The sequence below is a fragment of the Sphingobium fuliginis genome, from assembly GCF_004152845.1.
Taxonomy (GTDB): domain Bacteria; phylum Pseudomonadota; class Alphaproteobacteria; order Sphingomonadales; family Sphingomonadaceae; genus Sphingobium; species Sphingobium fuliginis.
Window position 1 is genome coordinate 154,707 of sequence record NZ_SEON01000008.1, and the last position, 18,020, is coordinate 172,726.

17 protein-coding genes and 1 pseudogene are annotated in these 18,020 nt (G+C 65.1%); 13 read left to right on the plus strand and 5 right to left on the minus strand.

Annotation, left to right across the window (positions count from 1 at the left end; translation table 11 throughout):
• The first annotated feature begins 39 nt into the window (after positions 1-39).
• The 4 genes from EWH10_RS17980 to EWH10_RS18000 all read left to right on the plus strand — a co-directional run bounded on the left by EWH10_RS17980 (position 40) and on the right by EWH10_RS18000 (position 5,126).
• Positions 40-1,488 (plus strand): MBL fold/beta-CASP domain-containing RNA metallo-hydrolase, encoded by a 1,449-nt coding sequence (locus EWH10_RS17980; RefSeq protein WP_013849921.1) that lies wholly within the window; start codon positions 40-42, stop codon positions 1,486-1,488.
• The gene (locus tag EWH10_RS17985; RefSeq protein ID WP_007683378.1) at positions 1,485-3,023 is read left to right on the plus strand and encodes a thymidine phosphorylase family protein; all 1,539 of its coding nucleotides are present in this window, start codon (positions 1,485-1,487) and stop codon (positions 3,021-3,023) included. The genes EWH10_RS17980 and EWH10_RS17985 overlap by 4 nt, the downstream gene beginning before the upstream one ends.
• Positions 3,020-3,928 carry a ribose-phosphate pyrophosphokinase gene (locus tag EWH10_RS17990; protein ID WP_009823969.1) on the plus strand — a complete coding sequence of 303 codons (909 nt, stop codon included), beginning with the start codon at positions 3,020-3,022 and terminating at the stop codon, positions 3,926-3,928. Before EWH10_RS17985 ends, EWH10_RS17990 begins: the two co-directional genes overlap by 4 nt.
• A 562-nt stretch (positions 3,929-4,490) precedes the next feature.
• Positions 4,491-5,126 carry a response regulator transcription factor gene (locus EWH10_RS18000; RefSeq protein WP_007683376.1) on the plus strand — a complete coding sequence of 212 codons (636 nt, stop codon included), beginning with the start codon at positions 4,491-4,493 and terminating at the stop codon, positions 5,124-5,126.
• 26 nt (positions 5,127-5,152) lie between these two features.
• On the opposite strand, the gene cueR is transcribed toward EWH10_RS18000, so the two are convergent.
• From cueR to copC, 4 genes are all read right to left on the minus strand, one after another.
• Positions 5,153-5,551, minus strand: coding sequence for a Cu(I)-responsive transcriptional regulator (gene cueR / locus EWH10_RS18005; RefSeq protein ID WP_004212744.1), 399 nt, complete (start codon positions 5,549-5,551; stop codon positions 5,153-5,155).
• Positions 5,548-7,905 (minus strand): heavy metal translocating P-type ATPase, encoded by a 2,358-nt coding sequence (locus EWH10_RS18010; RefSeq protein ID WP_007683374.1) that lies wholly within the window; start codon positions 7,903-7,905, stop codon positions 5,548-5,550. Before EWH10_RS18010 ends, cueR begins: the two co-directional genes overlap by 4 nt.
• A gap of 394 nt (positions 7,906-8,299) precedes the next feature.
• On the minus strand, positions 8,300-9,244 hold the full coding sequence (gene copD / locus EWH10_RS18020) for a copper homeostasis membrane protein CopD (RefSeq protein WP_007683373.1): 945 nt from the start codon (positions 9,242-9,244) through the stop codon (positions 8,300-8,302).
• Between the two features lie 4 nt (positions 9,245-9,248).
• A complete protein-coding gene (copC, locus tag EWH10_RS18025) occupies positions 9,249-9,626 on the minus strand; it encodes a copper homeostasis periplasmic binding protein CopC (RefSeq protein WP_007683372.1) in 378 nt (125 codons plus the stop codon).
• Positions 9,627-9,759: 133 nt separating this feature from the next.
• On the opposite strand from copC, the gene EWH10_RS18030 reads away from it, so the two are divergent.
• The 9 genes from EWH10_RS18030 to EWH10_RS18070 all read left to right on the plus strand — a co-directional run bounded on the left by EWH10_RS18030 (position 9,760) and on the right by EWH10_RS18070 (position 17,405).
• A complete protein-coding gene (locus EWH10_RS18030; protein WP_007683370.1) occupies positions 9,760-10,032 on the plus strand; it encodes a hypothetical protein in 273 nt (90 codons plus the stop codon).
• The gene (locus tag EWH10_RS18035; RefSeq protein WP_007683368.1) at positions 10,032-10,472 is read left to right on the plus strand and encodes a periplasmic heavy metal sensor; all 441 of its coding nucleotides are present in this window, start codon (positions 10,032-10,034) and stop codon (positions 10,470-10,472) included. Before EWH10_RS18030 ends, EWH10_RS18035 begins: the two co-directional genes overlap by 1 nt.
• A complete protein-coding gene (locus EWH10_RS18040; RefSeq protein WP_007683367.1) occupies positions 10,469-11,035 on the plus strand; it encodes an RNA polymerase sigma factor in 567 nt (188 codons plus the stop codon). The genes EWH10_RS18035 and EWH10_RS18040 overlap by 4 nt, the downstream gene beginning before the upstream one ends.
• A gap of 66 nt (positions 11,036-11,101) precedes the next feature.
• Positions 11,102-13,027, plus strand: a complete 1,926-nt coding sequence (locus tag EWH10_RS18045; protein WP_007683365.1) for a copper resistance system multicopper oxidase — start codon at positions 11,102-11,104, stop codon at positions 13,025-13,027.
• Positions 13,027-14,145 (plus strand): copper resistance protein B, encoded by a 1,119-nt coding sequence (locus tag EWH10_RS18050; RefSeq protein WP_030541627.1) that lies wholly within the window; start codon positions 13,027-13,029, stop codon positions 14,143-14,145. Before EWH10_RS18045 ends, EWH10_RS18050 begins: the two co-directional genes overlap by 1 nt.
• A gap of 90 nt (positions 14,146-14,235) precedes the next feature.
• Complete coding sequence (locus EWH10_RS18055) at positions 14,236-14,709, plus strand: DUF305 domain-containing protein (protein WP_013039091.1); 474 nt, start codon at positions 14,236-14,238, stop codon at positions 14,707-14,709.
• 58 nt (positions 14,710-14,767) lie between these two features.
• Positions 14,768-16,303 carry a two-component system sensor histidine kinase NtrB gene (locus EWH10_RS18060; protein ID WP_130030146.1) on the plus strand — a complete coding sequence of 512 codons (1,536 nt, stop codon included), beginning with the start codon at positions 14,768-14,770 and terminating at the stop codon, positions 16,301-16,303.
• Complete coding sequence (locus EWH10_RS18065) at positions 16,293-16,916, plus strand: response regulator transcription factor (protein WP_007683357.1); 624 nt, start codon at positions 16,293-16,295, stop codon at positions 16,914-16,916. Before EWH10_RS18060 ends, EWH10_RS18065 begins: the two co-directional genes overlap by 11 nt.
• Before the next feature lie 81 nt (positions 16,917-16,997).
• Positions 16,998-17,405, plus strand: a complete 408-nt coding sequence (locus tag EWH10_RS18070) for a response regulator (protein ID WP_007683354.1) — start codon at positions 16,998-17,000, stop codon at positions 17,403-17,405.
• Between the two features lie 62 nt (positions 17,406-17,467).
• Here EWH10_RS18070 and EWH10_RS18075 read toward each other — a convergent pair.
• Positions 17,468-17,782 (minus strand): annotated as a pseudogene (locus tag EWH10_RS18075) (CorA family divalent cation transporter); the annotation flags it as partial.
• Positions 17,783-18,020 lie beyond the last annotated feature (238 nt).

The window sequence follows — 18,020 nt, forward strand, 5'->3', positions numbered from 1 at the left end:
GCGCTCACGAACATAATCGTGAGAGGCAGGCCCGCGTCCATGCAAAAGAGAAAGAAACGGCACCATTCCCGCGTGACCATCTTCGAGCGTGAAGCAAGGATCGATCTGGCCAAGCGCCCGGCCGATGGTCTCGGCGTTGCCTTTCTCGGCGCATCGGGAACGGTCACAGGGTCGCGTTATCTGGTGGACGATGGTGAAACTCAGATCGTGGTCGATTCCGGCCTGTTTCAGGGACCCAGGGATCTGCGCCGCCTTAATTGGGCATCGATCCCACCCGAAGTCGCGGATGTCGGCCAGGTGCTGCTGACCCACGCCCATCTCGATCACTCGGGCGCACTACCGCGCATGGCGCGCCTGGGCTGGGACGGGACCGTCCTTGCCACGCGGGCGACCGCGGCCCTGTGCGAGCTCCTTCTTCCCGACAGCGGCCATCTGCAGGAAAAGGATGCGGAGTTCGCCAACCAGCACGGCTTCTCCAGGCACCAGCCGGCGCTGCCCCTCTACACCCAGGCCGACGCGCGTCTGGCATTGCAGCTCTTCCGCCCGATCGAGTTCGGAGCGTGGCATGCAGTCACGGACGGCATCAGGGTGCGCTACCATCGCGCCGGCCACATCCTCGGCGCGGCGTCGATCGAGATCGACTGGAAGGGGCGGACAATCCTCTTCTCAGGCGATATCGGCCGTTACGGCGATGCGGTGATGAAGGATCCCGAGCCGCCCGCGCGCGCCGACTATGTCCTAGTGGAATCGACCTATGGCGATCGGCGCCACGAGCAGGTCGATCCGACAAAGACGCTTGGAGATCATGTCGAGCGATGCGTCGAGAGAGGCGGGACGGTGGTGATCCCGGCCTTCGCCGTGGGACGGGTTCAGTCGCTTCTCTATCATTTCTCGCGTCTGCGCGCGCAGGGACGCCTCCGCGACATCCCGATCTTCCTCGACAGCCCGATGGCGATCAACGCGAGCGGGCTGATGTGCGATTTCATGGACGAGCATCGCCTGGCTCGCGCCGAGTGCGAAGCGGCGTGCAGCGTCGCGCACTATGTGCGCGAAGTGGAGGAATCCAAGGAACTCACCGCCAACCCCACCCCCAAGGTCATCATCTCGGCCAGTGGAATGGCAACGGGCGGCCGCGTGCTCCACCATCTCAAGCGCTTCGCGCCGGATGGGAAGAACCTCATCCTCTTCTCGGGCTTCCAGGCGGCGGGCACCCGCGGCGCCGCCATGATCGGCGGCGCCCGGACGATCAAGATCCACGGCGAGTATATCCCGGTCGAAGCCGAGGTCGCCAACCTGACGATGCTCTCGGCGCATGCCGACAGCGACGAACTCATGCGCTGGCTCGGGTCGCTGCACGAGGCCCCGCGCCACGTCTATGTCACCCATGGCGAGCCGACCGGCGCCCAGGTCCTGGCGAAGCGTGTCTCGGAGGAACTGGGTTGGGCATGCAGCGTACCGGCGCTGGGTAGCTGGGGCATGCTCGCGTGAAGCCCGGGATCATCGAGGACGCCGAAGCAGAGCCTGTCGCGACGACGCTGCGGGCACGCCGCATCGGCCTGTCGGCTGCCGGAAGCGATCTGATCGCGGTCATGCGCCACGACTGTCCCGTCTGCCGCTCGGAAGGTCTTGCGTCCCGCGCGCAGGTCGCGCTGCGCGCCGGCGGGCGGGAAATCGTCGTCTCGCTGCTGCACAGCTCCGCGGAGACTCCAGCGCCCGGCGAGATCGGCCTCTCCGAATCCGCATGGCAGCGGCTCGGCGTCAGCGATGGCGATCCGGTCGAGATCGCGCACGCCCAGCCTCTCGCCTCGCTCGCCGAAGTGCGTCGGCGCATCTATGGCAATCGTCTCAGTGACGGGGCTTTTTCAGCGATCATCACCGACATCGCCGAGCGACGCTATAGCGATGTCCATCTCTCGGCGTTCGTCACGGCCTGCTCAGCGGTCCCGCTCGATACGGACGAAACGATCAGCCTGACCAGGGCGATGGTCGATGTCGGCGAGCGATTGCAGTGGCCCGGAACGGTCATCGTCGACAAGCATAGCGTCGGTGGCTTGCCGGGCAATCGCACCACGCCGATCATCGTCTCGATCATGGCCGCGGAGGGCCTGATCATGCCCAAGACATCGTCGCGGGCGATCACCTCACCGGCCGGCACGGCGGACACGATGGAGGTGCTGGCACCTGTCGACCTCGACGTTTCCGCAATCCGCAAGGTGGTCGAGCGCGAAGGCGGCTGCATCGCCTGGGGCGGCGCCGTCAACCTCAGCCCTGCCGACGATGTGATCATCGGCGTGGAACGGGTGCTCGATATCGATGCCGTCGGGCAGATGGTCGCCTCGGTGCTGTCCAAGAAAATCGCGGCCGGTGCGACCCATCTGGTCATCGACATCCCGGTCGGGCCGACCGCCAAGGTACGCGGCGCCGATGCCGCCGACACGCTCGAGCGGGCGCTGAGCTCTGTCGCCCAAGCCTTCGGGCTTCGCACGCGCGTGATGCGCGGCCCCGGCGCCGAGCCGATCGGACGGGGCATCGGTCCGGCGCTCGAGGCGCAGGATATCCTTGCCGTGCTCCAGGGGCAGCCGGGCGCCGAGGATCTCGCCCACCGGGCCTGCGAGCTGGCGGGAGGACTGCTTGAGCTCGCGGACGCAGCCCCGGCCCGCGAAGGTTATGCGCGTGCGCGGGCGTGCCTCGAAAGCGGCCGGGCCTGGGCCAAGTTCCAACGTATCTGCGAAGCGCAGGGCGGCATGCGGGCTCCACCGGTCGCCCGGTTCCAACAGGATATGATCGCTCCCTATAGCGGCCGCCTGGTGAGTATCGACAATCGCAAGCTCGCGACGGTCGCGAAGCTTGCCGGCGCGCCGATGGCCAAGGCCGCCGGCGTCGCGCTGCAGTGTCGGCTGAACCAGATGGTGGATGCCGGGGCTCCCTTGTGTAGCATTCATGCCGAGAGCCCGGGCGAGCTCGACTATGCGGCGGCCTATGCGGTGAGCGACGGGCCGATCTTCGGGATTGAAGCGCTATGAACCGTCCCGTGCTGTTCGCGCTGTCTGGCAGCGAGGCCCTGGCACAGCCGCTATCCGCCGCGCTCGATGCAGAGGTCGGCACGATCGAGCATCGTCAGTTTCCTGACGGGGAAACCTATCTCAGGGTCGGAAACGACGTCAGCGACCGCGAGGTCATCCTGCTGTCCAGTCTCGATCATCCGGACGCCAAGCTGTTGCCGCTGCTGTTCGCAGCCGACACCGCGCGCGATCTTGGCGCTCGCAGGATCGGGCTCGTCGCCCCTTACCTCGCTTACATGCGCCAGGACATACGCTTCCATGCCGGCGAGGCGGTGACGTCGCGAACCTTTGCTGCGATCCTGTCTCGCCATCTCGACTGGCTGGTGACGGTCGATCCGCATCTCCATCGCTACCATGAATTGTCGGAAATCTACCGCATCCCAACCCAGGTTGTTCATGCCGCGCCGTTTTTGGCCTCGTGGATCAAGCGCAATGTCGCTCGCCCGCTGATCATCGGTCCGGACCTGGAAAGCGAACAGTGGGTCTCGCAGGTGGCGGCCGATGCCGATGCTCCGTTTCTCGTGTGCGAGAAAATCCGATCCGGCGACCGTCACGTCACCATCTCGATTCCGAATGCCCCAGCGTTTCTCGATCGCCAGCCGGTGCTGGTCGACGATATCGCCTCATCCGGTCGGACCCTCACCGAGGCGGCGCGCCAACTGGTCGGCATGGGGTTCGCGCGACCGGATTGCGTGGTCGTGCATCCGCTTTTTGCCGGCGATGCAGCGCAGGTTCTGGGTGGGCTTGTCGAAAGGATCGTCAGCACGAACGCGGTTGCACATGCGTCGAATGATATAGACGTCATGCCAGCGATCGCGGAGGCCGTTCGCCACCGGATTGAATGGCGTGCTGCGCGTCAGTTCTAAGACGGAAATGAACGCCCGGCAAACGCTGTGCGCGTCCTCATCCATTGACCCTAAACGAGTCCGAACCAATCTCCTGAGATCTCCCTTTCGGAGAAAATCGCGGCAGGGAAGGAGGATATGTCGTGTCGCACACACGCTCGTTCATCGATCCCCTCGACGTTGCTGGGCACCTGAAGCTTGAGCCCGAAGTAAAGCGCGCCACCCTGCTATCCTGGGCGTCCGATCGCGCAGCCGTCAAGGGCCAACCCGCCCCCCTCGCCCGCCGGGCGCCAGTAACCCGCTGCCGGTCGACGATGTGATGGAAGCGTAGCGATGGCTCGATCGCGCCGAGGGCGGCGCGGGCAACTCGCATGCATCGTCCGGAGCAGAGACCCGGCAATGAGCCGCAGCGACCGCGGCATTGGTGTGAGCGGAGTAGCCGAACCCTCACAGTTTCGCTGTCCTTCGCCGTTTTGCCTCGCCAAATTTTTACTCTTGACCTGGGACCATAGTCCAACGTGCAGAGAAGTATCCCTTGAAGCGCTGCCCTCGCGGCACTGCGTATTGATCGATCTCGGGGGCTATGGGGAACAAGCGCGTCGTGCATATCGTCGATGACGAAGAGACAATACGAAAAGCACTAAGTTTCACGTTGCGGACCGCAGGGTTTGCCGTAGAAGCCTACGCTTCGGGGCCGGAGTTTCTGTTGAGCGCAGAGGACGCCGAGAAAGGCTGCGTGGTTCTCGACATGCACATGCCCGACATGGACGGCCTGCAGGTTCAGGCGGAGCTGACGCGACGCGGTATCGACATGCCCGTCGTGGTGCTGACGGGCAATGGCGATCCTACGCTCGCCGTACAGGCGATGAAGGCGGGCGCTGCCGACTTTCTCGCCAAACCGGTCGAGAAGGCCGCATTGCTCGGCGCGATCGACCGCGGCTTCAGCTGGCTTGAGAGTATAGCCCGTCGTGCCTCCGAACAGGCCGACGCTCTTTCGAAAGCCGCGAGACTGACGCAGCGCGAACGGGCCGTTCTGAGAGGAATTTCGCGAGGCTATCCAAATAGCCTTATCGCAGATGAACTCGGCGTCACGTCGCGCACGGTCGAGCTGCATCGGGCCAGTCTGATGATCAAACTCAACGCGCAAAGCCTGCCCGACCTGTTGCGGATCGCTTTCGCCGTCGACCTGCACGAATCGACCGAAAACGGGCACCCCTAAAATTCTCGGCCGTGCGATGCCGGATGCTATGCGGATCGGGCCGCGGCCAGTTCGGCGATGATCGGACAATCCGGCCGCTCGTCGCCTTGGCAGCGCTCAGCCAGGTCGATTAGCGTGTCGCGCAGCGCCGTCAACGCCTCGGCTTTGCGCTGAAACTCATCGGCGCGGGCAAGGGCAAGCCGCTTCACCTCCGCGCTGGCACGGCCGGTATTGGCCCAAAGGCTGAGCAACGTGCGGATCTCCTCGATCGGGAAGCCGAGATCGCGGGCATTGGCGATAAACCGGAGGCGATGGAGGTCGCGCTCGCCATAGTCACGATAGCCAGCACCCCGACGCGCCGGCGCCGGGATGAGGCCGATCTTTTCATAATGGCGGATCATCCGCTCAGAGACGCCGCTCTGCCGTGACGTCTCGCCGATGTTCACAGTGCTTTCCGGTTGAGGCGCAGCGCGTTGGTGACCACGCTCACCGAAGAGAGCGCCATCGCCGCCGCCGCGATAATGGGCGAGAGCAGAATACCGAACAGCGGATAGAGCGCACCCGCCGCTACGGGCACGCCCGCGACATTGTAGATGAAGGCGAAGACGAGATTCTGGCGGATGTTCGACATGGTCGCTTGGCTGAGCCGCCGCGCCCGGACGATGCCAGTCAGGTCGCCCTTGAGCAGCGTGACGCCAGCGCTCTCGATCGCGACGTCGGTGCCGGAACCCATGGCGATGCCGACGTCGGCGGCGGCCAACGCGGGGGCGTCGTTGACACCGTCGCCGGCCATGGCGACGACCCGCCCCTCGCGCTTGAACCTGGCGACCACGGCGCTCTTCTGATCGGGCAGCACCTCGGCTTCGACCTCGTCGATGCCCAGGCGTCGGGCGACCGCTTCCGCGGTCGTGCGGTTGTCGCCGGTCAGCATGACCACGCGAATGCCCTCCGCCTTGAGCGCGGCGAGCGCTTCTGGTGTCGTGGCCTTCACCGGATCGGCGATCGCGAAGGCGCCGCCGACTGTGCCGTCGACCCCGATGAAGATCGCGGTGGCGCCATCCCGGCGCAGCGCGTCGGCCTGGCTGGCGAGCGCATCGGTCGCAACCCCTTCGTCGGCAAGGAACTGCGCATTGCCGAGGACGATGCGCCGCCCTTCGACCGTGCCGAGCGCGCCGCGCCCGGTCGGCGAGTCGAAGTCGATGACGTCGCTCGTGACGATGCCGCGATCCTTCGCGGCCTCGACGATTGCCAACGCGAGCGGATGCTCGGACGCCCGCTCGACCGAGGCGGCAAGACGCAGCAGCTCGGCTTCGTCGAAGCCGGGCGCCGGCACGACCTGGGTGACGGCAGGCCGGCCTTCGGTCAGCGTGCCTGTCTTGTCGACGACGAGAGTGTCGACCTTCTCCATATGCTCGAGTGCTTCGGCATTTTTGATGAGGACACCGAGCCCGGCGCCGCGGCCGACCCCGACCATGATCGACATCGGCGTTGCCAGCCCCAGTGCGCAGGGACAGGCGATGATCAGCACGGCGACCGCCGCCACCAGCCCATAGGCGAAGCGCGGCTCGGGACCCCAGATGCCCCAGGCGATGAACGCGACGGCCGCGACCGCGATGACCACGGGCACAAACCAGCCCGACACCTGATCGGCCATGCGCTGGATCGGCGCGCGCGAGCGCTGCGCCTCAGCGACCATCTGGACGATGCGTGCGAGCATGGTATCGCGGCCGACCTTGTCGGCGACGATCACCAGCGCACCGGTCTGGTTGAGCGTGCCGCCGATCACTGTGTCGGCCTTTGCCTTGGTGACGGGCATGGATTCGCCGGTGACCATCGACTCGTCGAGCGAGGAGCGGCCGTCCTCGACTACGCCGTCGACCGGCACCTTCTCGCCCGGCCGCACCCGCAGGCGGTCGCCCACCGCAACCAGATCAAGGCTGATTTCCTCTTCGTTCCCATCAGAACCGATCCGGCGCGCGGTCTTTGGTGCAAGGTTGAGCAGCGCCTTGATCGCGCCCGAGGTGCGTTCCCGCGCGCGCAGTTCGAGCATCTGGCCGAGCAGCACGAGGACGGTGATCACCGCAGCCGCCTCGAAATAGACGGCAACCATGCCGTCCTCGCCGCGGAAGGCCGGCGGGAACAGCTGAGGCGCGAGCGTCGCGATGACGCTGTAGATCCAGGCGACCCCGGTCCCCATCGCGATCAGGGTGAACATGTTGAAGTTGCGGGTCTTGAGCGAGGCCCAGCCACGCTCGAAGAACGGCCAGCCCGCCCACAGCACGACGGGTGTCGCCAGCACGAACTGGATCCATACCGAGATAGACATCGGCACGAGGCGATGGATCGCGGGAAAGACATGCGCGCCCATCTCGAGGATCAGCACCGGGAGAGCCAGCACGAGGCCGACCCAGAAGCGCCGCGTGAAATCGACTAGCTCGTGGCTGGGGCCGCTGTCGGCGGTCACGGTCGCGGGTTCGAGCGCCATGCCGCAGATCGGACAGGACCCGGGATGGTCCTGGCGGATCTCGGGATGCATCGGGCAGGTCCAGATCGTGCCTTCGGGCGCCGCGACCGGCGGCGTCGGCGGGCCGAGATAGCGCTCGGGATCGGCGATGAATTTGGTCCGGCAGCCCGCGCTGCAGAAATGATAGCTTTCACCGCTATGCTCGGCGTGATGCGCCGTGGTCGCCGGGTCGACGGTCATGCCGCAGACCGGGTCCTTGACGCCGGTCGCCGCTTTAGCGGTGCCGTGGCCGCCGCAGCAACCGCCGCCATGCGCCGCTCCATGTGTCTCGTTCATCGCCTCGCTCCTTTCGACGCCTGACGATCTAGGGTCTGACACCGTGTCAGGGTCAATACGTAATCGCCTAAGTGGCCAAATCGGCGGGCCCGTTCGCTTGGCCGCCATCAGGCCGGGGAGCACGCCGTCGGCATTGGGCTGGGTATCGTCGATGCCATCGAGCCGCTGCACGGTCAGGCGGAAGGCGAGCCGCATGAGACCCGTGCTGGCGGCCATAATCGGCGATTACCAGGCGCCAATCCGGGCGCAGCATGGCAAGCATGGCGGCACGCCACCGCTTCTCCCGCGCCCACAGGCGGATCGCGCGATCATAGTCTTTCGTCGATCCAGTCCCGCGCGGCGGGGTGTACGATTGCATTGGCTTCTCCCAACGCGAGGCGTTCGAAACGATAAACTACATCGACATGGGTGGCGACAGTGTCCCCAGCCAGGCGACCAGCCCGAGAATGACGATCGCAAGACCGCCTTCGACGACGAGGCTCGCGCGCAGCAGCGCCTGCGCCCGTGGCGCGTCCTCTTCCTCGATCGCCTGCGCAAGTGCCGGGGTCAGGCGATAACGGTTGAGCGCGGCCAGGCCCAGCATGCCGGCGAAGAGCAGCAGCTTGGCGATGAGCAGCAGGCCGTAGGTCGACTGCCCGAGAGACGCGATGTTGCCCGGGCCGACCAGGAACCAGCCGTTCACCGTCCCGGTCAGGATCAGCAGGGCGACGATGATCGTGCCGACGAAGGAGAAGCCCCGCAGCGCTTCCTCGGCGAGCATGACCCGGTCCATGTCTTCAGTGGCGAGATCATCGGTTGCGAGCCTGGTAAGAACCAGCGCAAGGAATGCGGCAAGCGCGCCGACCCAGGCGCCCGCGGCGAGCAGATGGATGAGATCGGCCCCCAGTTGCAGCCAGCCCGCCTCGCCTTCGCCGGCCGCGCCATGCCCGCTCCAGGCGAGGGTCGCGAGTGCGACCGCGCCTGCCAGAGTGGAGGCGATGAAGGCAGGACGGGATTGCCGGCGATAGAAGGGGATGGAGAGCAGAAGAACGAGGAGCGCGACGAGGCGCGCCTTCAGCGCCGTTCCCATGGACGTGCCGTTGAACAGCTCTGCGACCATGGAAAGATCAGGCTGGGTGAGCGGCAGCCCGGTCATGGCCGCTGCCTGCAACGCGAACCCCAGCGCCGACAGCAGGAGGGCGAGACAGGCGAGACCGGCCACCATTGCTACCATCGGCAGATGCCGCTGTACCATCCGGCCGCCGCCGGGCGCATAGAGCGCGAACAGCGGCAGGCCGAACAACAGGCCGAGATCGACGTAGAGCGCCCAGCGGACGGCGACGAGTGCCACGTCGTTCATGGCGTCACTTGACGGTAAAGGCGAGATTGCCCTGGATGCGGTGCGTGTCGGTCGAGACGACGTGCCAGGCGACCTGATAGCTGCCCGCCATGAGCGGCTTGGCGAGCGTCAGCACGAGCGTCTTGTCGCCTTCGACGGACGTCTTGAAGCCGGTTACCGCCATGCGGTGGTTGGGCATGCCGGGCATGCCGGTCATCACGATCTCGGCGCCCGACAGCTTCGGCATCAGACCTTCACTGAAGGTGAGCGTTATACGCGACGGCGCCGAGACGCTGGCGTTCGCGGCGGGCGTCGAGGACACAAGCTTGGGATGCGCGTAGGCCGGAGCAGAAACACTCAGGCCGACGGCGGCGATAACTGCGAGAGGCGAAAAGAAACGCATTGGAACATTCTCCTGTAGATCCCATGAGACAATACGCAGCCCGAGCCCCCACCCCTCGCAATTATTCTTTTCAATCTACAGCAAGGGTTCCTGGACCATCGTGCGTATTGATGGATGAAGACGGAGAAGCACCATGGATGAACTTGACCACCTGCTCTCGCGGTTGCGCGATGCGCCTCTCGATCCCAGGCTCGGCGGCCTGGAAAGCCGGGTCATGGCGGAAATAGCGCGCATCCGGGCCATACCAAGCCTTGGCGCTATGACGTTCGGCATCGCGGCCGCAACCGCGCTGTTCATCGGAATTGCCGGCTCGGCAGTTTCGACACGGTCTGCTGATGCCAAACCGCTATCGCCCTTCGATGCTCGGCTCGCGCTTGCGCCCTCGACGCTGCTGAGCTCGCAGTGATGCGCGACCGCCGCCGGCTCCTGCTCCTCGTCCTGGTGACCTTCGCCGCGGCGATCGCTGGCGTTGTCATTGGCCGCGTCTATGTGGTTCCAGTGCGCCCGGTCGAAAATGAGCTGCACGAGCTGCTCCATCGCGATCTGAAGCTGAATTCAGCGCAACACAGCCGACTCGAGACAATCGAGAAGAACTACGCGATCCGGCGTCAAGCGCTGGAGGCCGAATTGCGCGCCGACAATGCGCGTCTCGCGGAAGCGATCGAAGCGGAGCATGGCTATGGCCCGCAAGTCGCAACTGCGGTGGATCGCTCGCACCAGGCCATGGGCGCGCTGCAGAAAGAAACACTTGAGCATATCTTCGCGATGCGGGCCGTGCTGCGCCCGGATCAGACGGACAAATTCGACGACGCCGTGGTGAAAGCGCTGACGGCCAAATCCGAATGACCGCGTGCCTCCCCGACTGCTCGGACGGGGAGCTCGCGGCTCTGGCGCTTGGAGGCCGGCAAGCGGCCTATGGCGAGCTGGTCCGCCGGCATCAAGGTTGGGTTCACCGGCTCGTGCGCAGCCATGTCGGATCTATGGATGAGGCATTGGATGTCACCCAGGCGAGCTTCGTCGCGGCCTTTGCCGCACTCAACCGCTATGACGTAACCCGACCCTTCCAGGTCTGGATGTCCCGGATTGTCATCAACAAATGCCATGACTGGCGGCGTCGGCGAGCGGTTCGAAATTTCTTTGCCCTAGCCCTACCGCTCGGCGAGGCGGACGGCGTCGCCGACGACGCACCGCTGCCCGATCAGGCGATCGGGGCCGAACAGCAGCTCGCGCAAGCAATGAAAGCGATTGCTGCCCTGCCGTCTTCCCTCAAGGACACGCTTATTTTGCGTACGATCGACGAGAAATCGGAAGCTGAAACCGCCGAAATTCTCGGGATCAGCCAGAAGGCGGTCGAAACGCGCCTCTATCGAGCTAGGGCACGCCTTTCGGAAATATTAAAGAAAGTTTGAGGGGGATGAGGCCATGCTGCGTATTCCCAATAGGTACGCCCTCTTTCTTAAAGCTGAGACAACCGAATGATTTCTGCTCTCGACCGCCGCCAGTTCCTCCGCGGCGCGGCCCTCGCCGGCGGCGGCGCAGCATTGTCAGCCTGGCTGCCGGCCTGGGCGCAGACGATCTCGCCGGGGATGCGACCGACGCTGCCGACCGTGTCGGGCGAAGACATTACGCTCACCATCGCCCGGCAGTCGATGACCATCGACGGGCGCAAGTTCCGGGCAATCGGCCTCAACGGCACGGTCCCCGCCCCGCTGATCCGGCTGCGCGAGGGCCAGCGCGTGCGGCTCAACGTCATCAATCAGCTGGAGGAGGACAGCTCGATCCACTGGCACGGGCTGATCCTGCCGGCCAATATGGACGGTGTGCCGGGCGTGTCTTTTCCGGGCATCAAGCCGGGCTCGAACTACCTCTACCAGTTCTCCGTCGTGCAAAGCGGCACCTACTGGTACCACAGCCATTCAGGCCTGCAGGAACAGGAAGGCCATTACGGCCCGATCATCATCGATCCCGCCGGTGCCGATCCGGTCGCCTATGACCGCGAGCATGTCATCGTGCTCGCCGATCACAGCGCGCTCTCGCCGCAGGCGATCTTCCGGCGCCTCAAGGTCAACCCCGGCCATTTCAATTTCCAGCGCCAGACCCTGGCCGGGCTCCTGTCGGGCAAGGATCAGCCGCTCAAGGACCGGCTCGACTGGGGCCAGATGCGGATGGACCCGGCCGACATCTCCGATGTGACCGGATCCACCTACACCTATCTCGTCAACGGCCATGGTCCGATGGACAACTGGACCGCGCTCTTCACCCCGGGCGAACGGGTGCGGCTGCGGGTCATCAATGCGTCGGCGATGACCACCTTCAACGTCCGCATCCCCGGCCTGCCGCTGACCATCGTCCAGGCCGACGGGCAGAATGTGGTGCCGGTCACCGTCGACGAGTTCCAGGTTGGTGTTGCCGAGACCTACGACGTCGTTGTCAGCCCAGGCGATGACAAGGCCTACACCCTTGTCGGCGAGGCGATCGACCGCTCGGGCATGGCGCGTGCCACGCTCGCGCCGCGCGCCGGCATGGCCGGCGAGGTTCCCCCCTTACGCAAACGGCCGCTCGCCGACATGAAGGACATGGGCATGGACATGTCCTCGATGCCGGGCATGGAAGGCATGGACATGTCGGGCGGCGCTATGCGGGGCGTCGATCCGACGGCCGAGAAGAACGCGTCCGCGCGCCTCGCGACCGGCGCGGCGGCAGCGATGGCGACCATGGACAATAGCGCCATGGCAGGCATGGATCATTCGGGGATGGATCATTCCGCGATGAGCGGGATGGACCACGGCGCGATGGGCGCCGATGGCCAGATGGCGGGCATGGACCATGGCGGGCACGCGATGGGGTCGATGAAGATGCGAGACTTCTCGAACGCGCCGCAGGTGAAGCGCGACCCGAGCGTCCAGACCATCTCGCCGATGCCCGTCGACCGCACCGGCGAGCCCGGCCAGGGCCTCGCCGACGTCGGCCACAAGGTGCTTGTCTACAGGGACCTGATGGCGCTCGATCGCAATCCGGACGTGCGCGCGCCGAGCCGCAGCATCGACATTCACCTCACCGGCAACATGGAGCGGTTCATGTGGTCGTTCGACGGCGAAAAAATGTCGGACCATCACGAGCCGATCCCCTTCATCGAAGGCGAGCGGGTGCGCGTCAATCTCATCAACGACACGATGATGGGGCATCCGATCCATATTCACGGGCATTTTTTCGAGCTGGTGACGGGGCATGGCGATCATGCGCCGCGCAAGCATACGGTGATCGTCCAGCCCGGCGGCAAGGTGACCTGGGACTTCACCGCCGACGCGGTCGGCGACTGGGCCTTCCACTGTCATCTCCTCTACCACATGCATGCAGGGATGATGCGGGTCGTGAGCGTCCGTCCGAAGGGAGACGCGTAATGACCCGCATCCTCACGCCGCTGGTGAGCGCGATCGCCCTTTTCGCTGCCGCGCCCGCCTTTGCCCAGGATCATTCGATGCACGGCATGCCCGGCATGGCGCCGCCGGGCGAAGTGGCGCCGGCGCAGGAGAAGAAGAAGGACAAGGCCGCCGCCAGGCCGCGCGCTCAGACACCAGCGCCGGACGCCACCTCGGCGATGGACCATTCGCAGCACCAGGCCAGTCCTGCGCCGCAGGGAGATGCGGCCGGTCAGCCGCAACCCGCGTCTCCCGCGATGCCGGAGATGCCGGGTATGGACCATTCGCAGCATGGCCAGACAACGATGCCGGGAATGCCCGCCATGCCCGGCATGCAAATGACCGGCACGGCGCTTCCGGCCGGCAATGCGCCCCCGCCGCCTCCCCCAAGCGACCACTTCGCCGATCGTGATTTTCCCGGCGGCGAGATGGCGCGCTCGCGCGACATCATGATGAAGGATAGCGGCGGCAACAATTTCGGGCAAATGCTGCTCAACCTGTTCGAGTATCAGGCGCATAGCGGCCGCGATGGCTATCGCTGGGATGGCGAAGGCTTTTACGGCGGCGACATCAACCGGCTCTGGCTCAAGAGCGAGGGCGAAGGCGAGTTCGGCCGCGGCATCGACAGCGCCGAGGTGCAGGTGCTCTACAGCCGGGCCATCGACCCCTATTTCAATCTTCAGGGCGGTATCCGCCAGGACTTCGGCCGCGGGCCCGACCGCACCTACGCGACGATCGGCGTCGAGGGCCTGGCTCCTGGCATGTTCGAGGTCGAAGGCGCGCTGTTCCTCTCGACCAAGGGCGATGTTCTGGGCCGGGTCGAGGGCTATTACGACCAGCGCATCACCCAGCGCCTGATCCTCCAGCCGCGCGCCGAGGTCAATTTCGCCGCACAGGATATTCCGGAGAACGACATCGGTTCGGGGCTGGTCAACATAGAGCTCGGCGCGCGCCTGCGCTACGAATTCAGCCGCCAGTTCGCGCCTTACATCGGCGTTTCCTATCTGCGCAAAGCCGGAGACACGGCGCGGCTGTCGAGGCTTGCGGGCGAGGACGTCCATGCCACCAGCTTCGTCGCCGGCGTTCGCTTCTGGTTTTAGCATCAGGACGGCTGATGGCGGGGGCGAACAAGAGAGCGGGGCGTTACACTCATACCCAGGTCGGCCGGCGCCGAGCGAAGGAGATACGCCATGGACCATTCGTCCCACATGAACACCCGGAAGATGGGCGCCTATTGGAGCCTTGCCGTTCAGACCGTCATCAGCGGCGTCATCATGTATCTGGTGATGTTCGTCATGATCGACGGGCTCGACAGCTTCTACAACAACCTCAACATGCTCTACATGACGCTGATGATGGTCGCGCCGATGGTGGTGCTGATGATCCTCGCCATGCGGCACATGTTCGCGTCGAAGGCCGCCAACATCGCGCTGATCGCCGCGTCGCTGGTCGCCTTCTTCGGCAGCTTTGCACTCATCCGCACCCAGACCACGATCGGCGACACGGCCTTTCTGCGCTCGATGATCCCGCACCATTCCGGGGCGATCCTGATGTGCCAGGAAGCAAAGCTCAGCGATCCGGAAGTCATCCGGCTTTGCGAATCGATCAAGCGCTCGCAGCGGCAGGAAATCGACGAGATGAAGGCCATACTCGCGCGGCGCTGAGTGGCACGGTCGGGCTACGCCCGGATACGTGCGCCCGGCCAGGTATGTGAGCCGGCCGATGGTCGACACGAGGCGCGGGGCGGACGAGATTGCCAGGGAGGTGGCGCGGCTTGCGCCGCTGTTCCTGCGACAGGCTGGCGGCCACGTCCTGACGCTGCTCGATCCTTCCGGGATGGTGCTGAGCTATAATGAAGAAGGCGAGCGTGCCGAATGCTGGCCGCTCGATCGCGTCCTGGGACAGCCCCACGACCTGTTCTACCCGCCCGACGAGATTGCGGCGGGGCGTCCAGGCGCAGACCTGGCGGCCGCCCTTCACGAGGGCACGCTGGAGCGCGAAGCGTGGCGGGTCTGCGAGAACGGCGCGGAATATCTGGCGCGCCTGACGATCACCGCACTGTTCGAAGGCGACACACATCGCGGCTTCGCCTGCATCAGCCGCGATGTCACCGACGAGGCGGCGGTCCGCGCATCGATCGAGACCCGCGAGCAGCATCTGCAATCGATTCTGGCGACGGTGCCGGATGCGATGATCATCATCGACGAGACCGGCGCCATCACGTCGTTCAGCGCAGCGGCACAACGCCTGTTCGGCTACAGCGAAGCCGAGCTCGTCGGCCGCAACGTCTCCTGCCTTATGCCCCAGCCCGATCGCGACCGTCACGACGAATATCTCGCGCATTATCTGCAGACCGGCGAGCGCCGGATCATCGGCCTCGGTCGCGTCGTGGTCGGCCAGCGCCGCGACGGCTCAACCTTCCCGATGCAGCTGTCGGTCGGCGAGGCCGGTGAAGACGGGCAGCGGTTGTTCACCGGCTTTATCCGGGATCTCACCGCCAAGGAGCAGGATGAGCTCAGGCTCAAGGAACTGCAGGCAGAGCTGGTCCATGTCTCTCGGCTGAGCGCGATGGGCACGATGGCCTCGACGCTCGCGCATGAGCTCAACCAGCCGCTTGCCGCGGTCGCGCTCTATCTCGAGACGATCCGCGACATGCTCGACGAGCGGGACGACGAACCCTTCGTGTCGCTACGGTCGGTGATGGATGATGCGGCACAGGAAACGCTGCGGGCCGGCCATATCGTCCGGCGCCTGCGCGATTTCGTCGCCCGCGGCGAGGTCGACAAGAGCCTCCACGAGCTGCCGCAGGTCATCGCCGAGGCGAGCCAGCTCGCGCTGGTCGGTGCACGCGAGCGCGGCATCCGCAGCTTCTTTGCGGTCGATCCCGCCGCGACGCTGGTCCTCGTCGACAGGGTGCAGATCCAGCAGGTGCTGGTCAACCTGATGCGCAATGCCATCGAGGCGATGGCGGAGTGTCCGGTTCGCGACCTCAAGGTGGCGACCAGGTTGCGCCCTGACGGGCTGATCGAGGTGACCGTGGAGGATACCGGTCCCGGCATCGCGGACGGAATCCGCGAGCAGCTCTTCACGGCGTTCAACTCGACAAAGGCCGACGGCATGGGCCTCGGCCTCTCGATCTGCCGGACCATCATCGAAGCGCATGGCGGCCGTATCTGGATGGAGCGCCCCGACCGCGGCGGCACCCGCTTTCATTTTACCTTGATCCATGCGCGGGCGGAGGAGGAACATGGGGGATAGACGCGTCATCCATCTGGTCGACGACGAGGAGAGCATCCGCAAGGCGGCGAGCTTTGCGCTCAAGACCGCGGGCTACGACGTCGTGACCTATGCCTCGGGCGTGGAGTTTCTCAAGGAGGCGAAGTCGGCGGCCGTCGGCTGCGTCATCCTTGACGTGCGCATGCCCGAGATGGACGGTCTCGAGGTTCAGGCCGCCATGGCAGCACGCGGGGTCAACATGCCGGTCATCGTCCTGACCGGCCATGGCGACGTGTCGGTTGCGGTGCAGGCCATGAAAGGCGGCGCGGTCGACTTTCTCGAGAAGCCCTTCGAGAAAGCGGCCCTGCTCGGCGCCGTCAGCCGCGCGTTCGCGCGTCTCGACGATGTCGACTTTCGCACTCTGGAAACCTCTGAAGCCGGCGTGCGGGTCGCTGCACTGACGCCCCGGGAGCGTGAAGTGCTGGAAGGGCTGGCGAACGGCCTGCCCAATAAGACGATCGCCTATGACCTGGGCTGTTCATCGCGAACGGTCGAGGTCCATCGCGCGAGCCTGATGGCCAAGCTCGAGGTCCGCAATTTGTCCGAAGCCCTGCGGATCGCCTTTGCCGCGGGCATGGGCCGCAAGCCGAAGTGACTGCGACCTCTACGTAGCGACGGGACGAGGCGCGATATGCGATCGATGGTGCAATCGTCACACGGGTGTCCGCTTCTCGCAATGCCATCGGTCCGTTCCACTCAGCATGATGGCAGATACACCATCCTCGTCTCCGACGACGATCCCGGCGTGCGGCGTGGCCTCCAGCTGCTGCTGAGATCGCGCGGCTATGCCGTGTGGGGATATACGACCGGCCACGCGCTGTTGGCCGACCCCCGCGCGAAGGAGGCAGACTGCGTCATCCTCGACTATCGCATGCCCGACATCGACGGATTCGCGATGCTGCGTCACCTTCGCGAGATCGGATGGTCGGGACGCGCCATCATGATCTCAGGCTTTCACGACACGCTGCTGGCCTGGCGGGCCGCCGAGGCGGGCTTCGATCACGTTCTCGCAAAGCCTTTGATCGGCAGGGCTTTGCTCGATGCGTTGGACCGGCACCGCGCCGAGGTTCTGCGAAAGCATTGAGTTATGGCGGCCGGCCCCCGGCAGCCTCAGCCCGGCGCGATGTGGAAAGCCGATCTGCGCCGTCAAAGCCAGTGGCTACGTTTGAACCGGATGTAGAGCCCAATGCAGACCGCAGCGATGACGCCGAGGATGACGAAATATCCCCATTGCGTCTTCAGTTCGGGCATATTCTCGAAATTCATGCCGTAGATTCCGGCAATCGCGGTAGGCACCGCGAGGATCGCGGCCCAGGCGGCAAGCTGACGCGTGATCGCACCCTGGCGCTGCTGTTCGAGCAGGTGACTCGCCTCGAACACCGAGATCAGGATGTCGCGGATGCCGGTGATGGCGCTCTCAACCCTGAGCATGTGATCGAGCAAATCACGGAAATAGGGTTTCCTTCTCACGATCTGGCTTTTGAGCCATTCGAGCATGGAATCTTTTGCCATCATGGGCGTCGTCGTCGCTCTCGGCAGCATCGTCTACCGGGCCAGCATCCGCCGGTCATCAACGTAGGGGTCACGACGGTGGAGCGAGCGGTCGGCTCTTCAAGCCCAACGCGATCGGCTCATTTCTCGCTCACCAGTCGTGAACTAACGGCAAATTTGTCAGAATTTGAGGGTGAAAGTGATTTAT

Coding starts and splice junctions, on each gene's coding strand:
- EWH10_RS17980 (WP_013849921.1), top strand. CDS start 40: ATGCAAAAGAGAAAGAAACGGCACCATTCCCGCGTGACCATCTTCGAG.
- EWH10_RS17990 (WP_009823969.1), top strand. CDS start 3,020: ATGAACCGTCCCGTGCTGTTCGCGCTGTCTGGCAGCGAGGCCCTGGCA.
- EWH10_RS18000 (WP_007683376.1), top strand. CDS start 4,491: ATGGGGAACAAGCGCGTCGTGCATATCGTCGATGACGAAGAGACAATA.
- EWH10_RS18010 (WP_007683374.1), bottom strand. CDS start 7,905: ATGAACGAGACACATGGAGCGGCGCATGGCGGCGGTTGCTGCGGCGGC.
- copD (WP_007683373.1), bottom strand. CDS start 9,244: ATGAACGACGTGGCACTCGTCGCCGTCCGCTGGGCGCTCTACGTCGAT.
- copC (WP_007683372.1), bottom strand. CDS start 9,626: ATGCGTTTCTTTTCGCCTCTCGCAGTTATCGCCGCCGTCGGCCTGAGT.
- EWH10_RS18030 (WP_007683370.1), top strand. CDS start 9,760: ATGGATGAACTTGACCACCTGCTCTCGCGGTTGCGCGATGCGCCTCTC.
- EWH10_RS18035 (WP_007683368.1), top strand. CDS start 10,032: ATGCGCGACCGCCGCCGGCTCCTGCTCCTCGTCCTGGTGACCTTCGCC.
- EWH10_RS18040 (WP_007683367.1), top strand. CDS start 10,469: ATGACCGCGTGCCTCCCCGACTGCTCGGACGGGGAGCTCGCGGCTCTG.
- EWH10_RS18045 (WP_007683365.1), top strand. CDS start 11,102: ATGATTTCTGCTCTCGACCGCCGCCAGTTCCTCCGCGGCGCGGCCCTC.
- EWH10_RS18050 (WP_030541627.1), top strand. CDS start 13,027: ATGACCCGCATCCTCACGCCGCTGGTGAGCGCGATCGCCCTTTTCGCT.
- EWH10_RS18055 (WP_013039091.1), top strand. CDS start 14,236: ATGGACCATTCGTCCCACATGAACACCCGGAAGATGGGCGCCTATTGG.
- EWH10_RS18060 (WP_130030146.1), top strand. CDS start 14,768: ATGGTCGACACGAGGCGCGGGGCGGACGAGATTGCCAGGGAGGTGGCG.
- EWH10_RS18065 (WP_007683357.1), top strand. CDS start 16,293: ATGGGGGATAGACGCGTCATCCATCTGGTCGACGACGAGGAGAGCATC.
- EWH10_RS18070 (WP_007683354.1), top strand. CDS start 16,998: ATGCCATCGGTCCGTTCCACTCAGCATGATGGCAGATACACCATCCTC.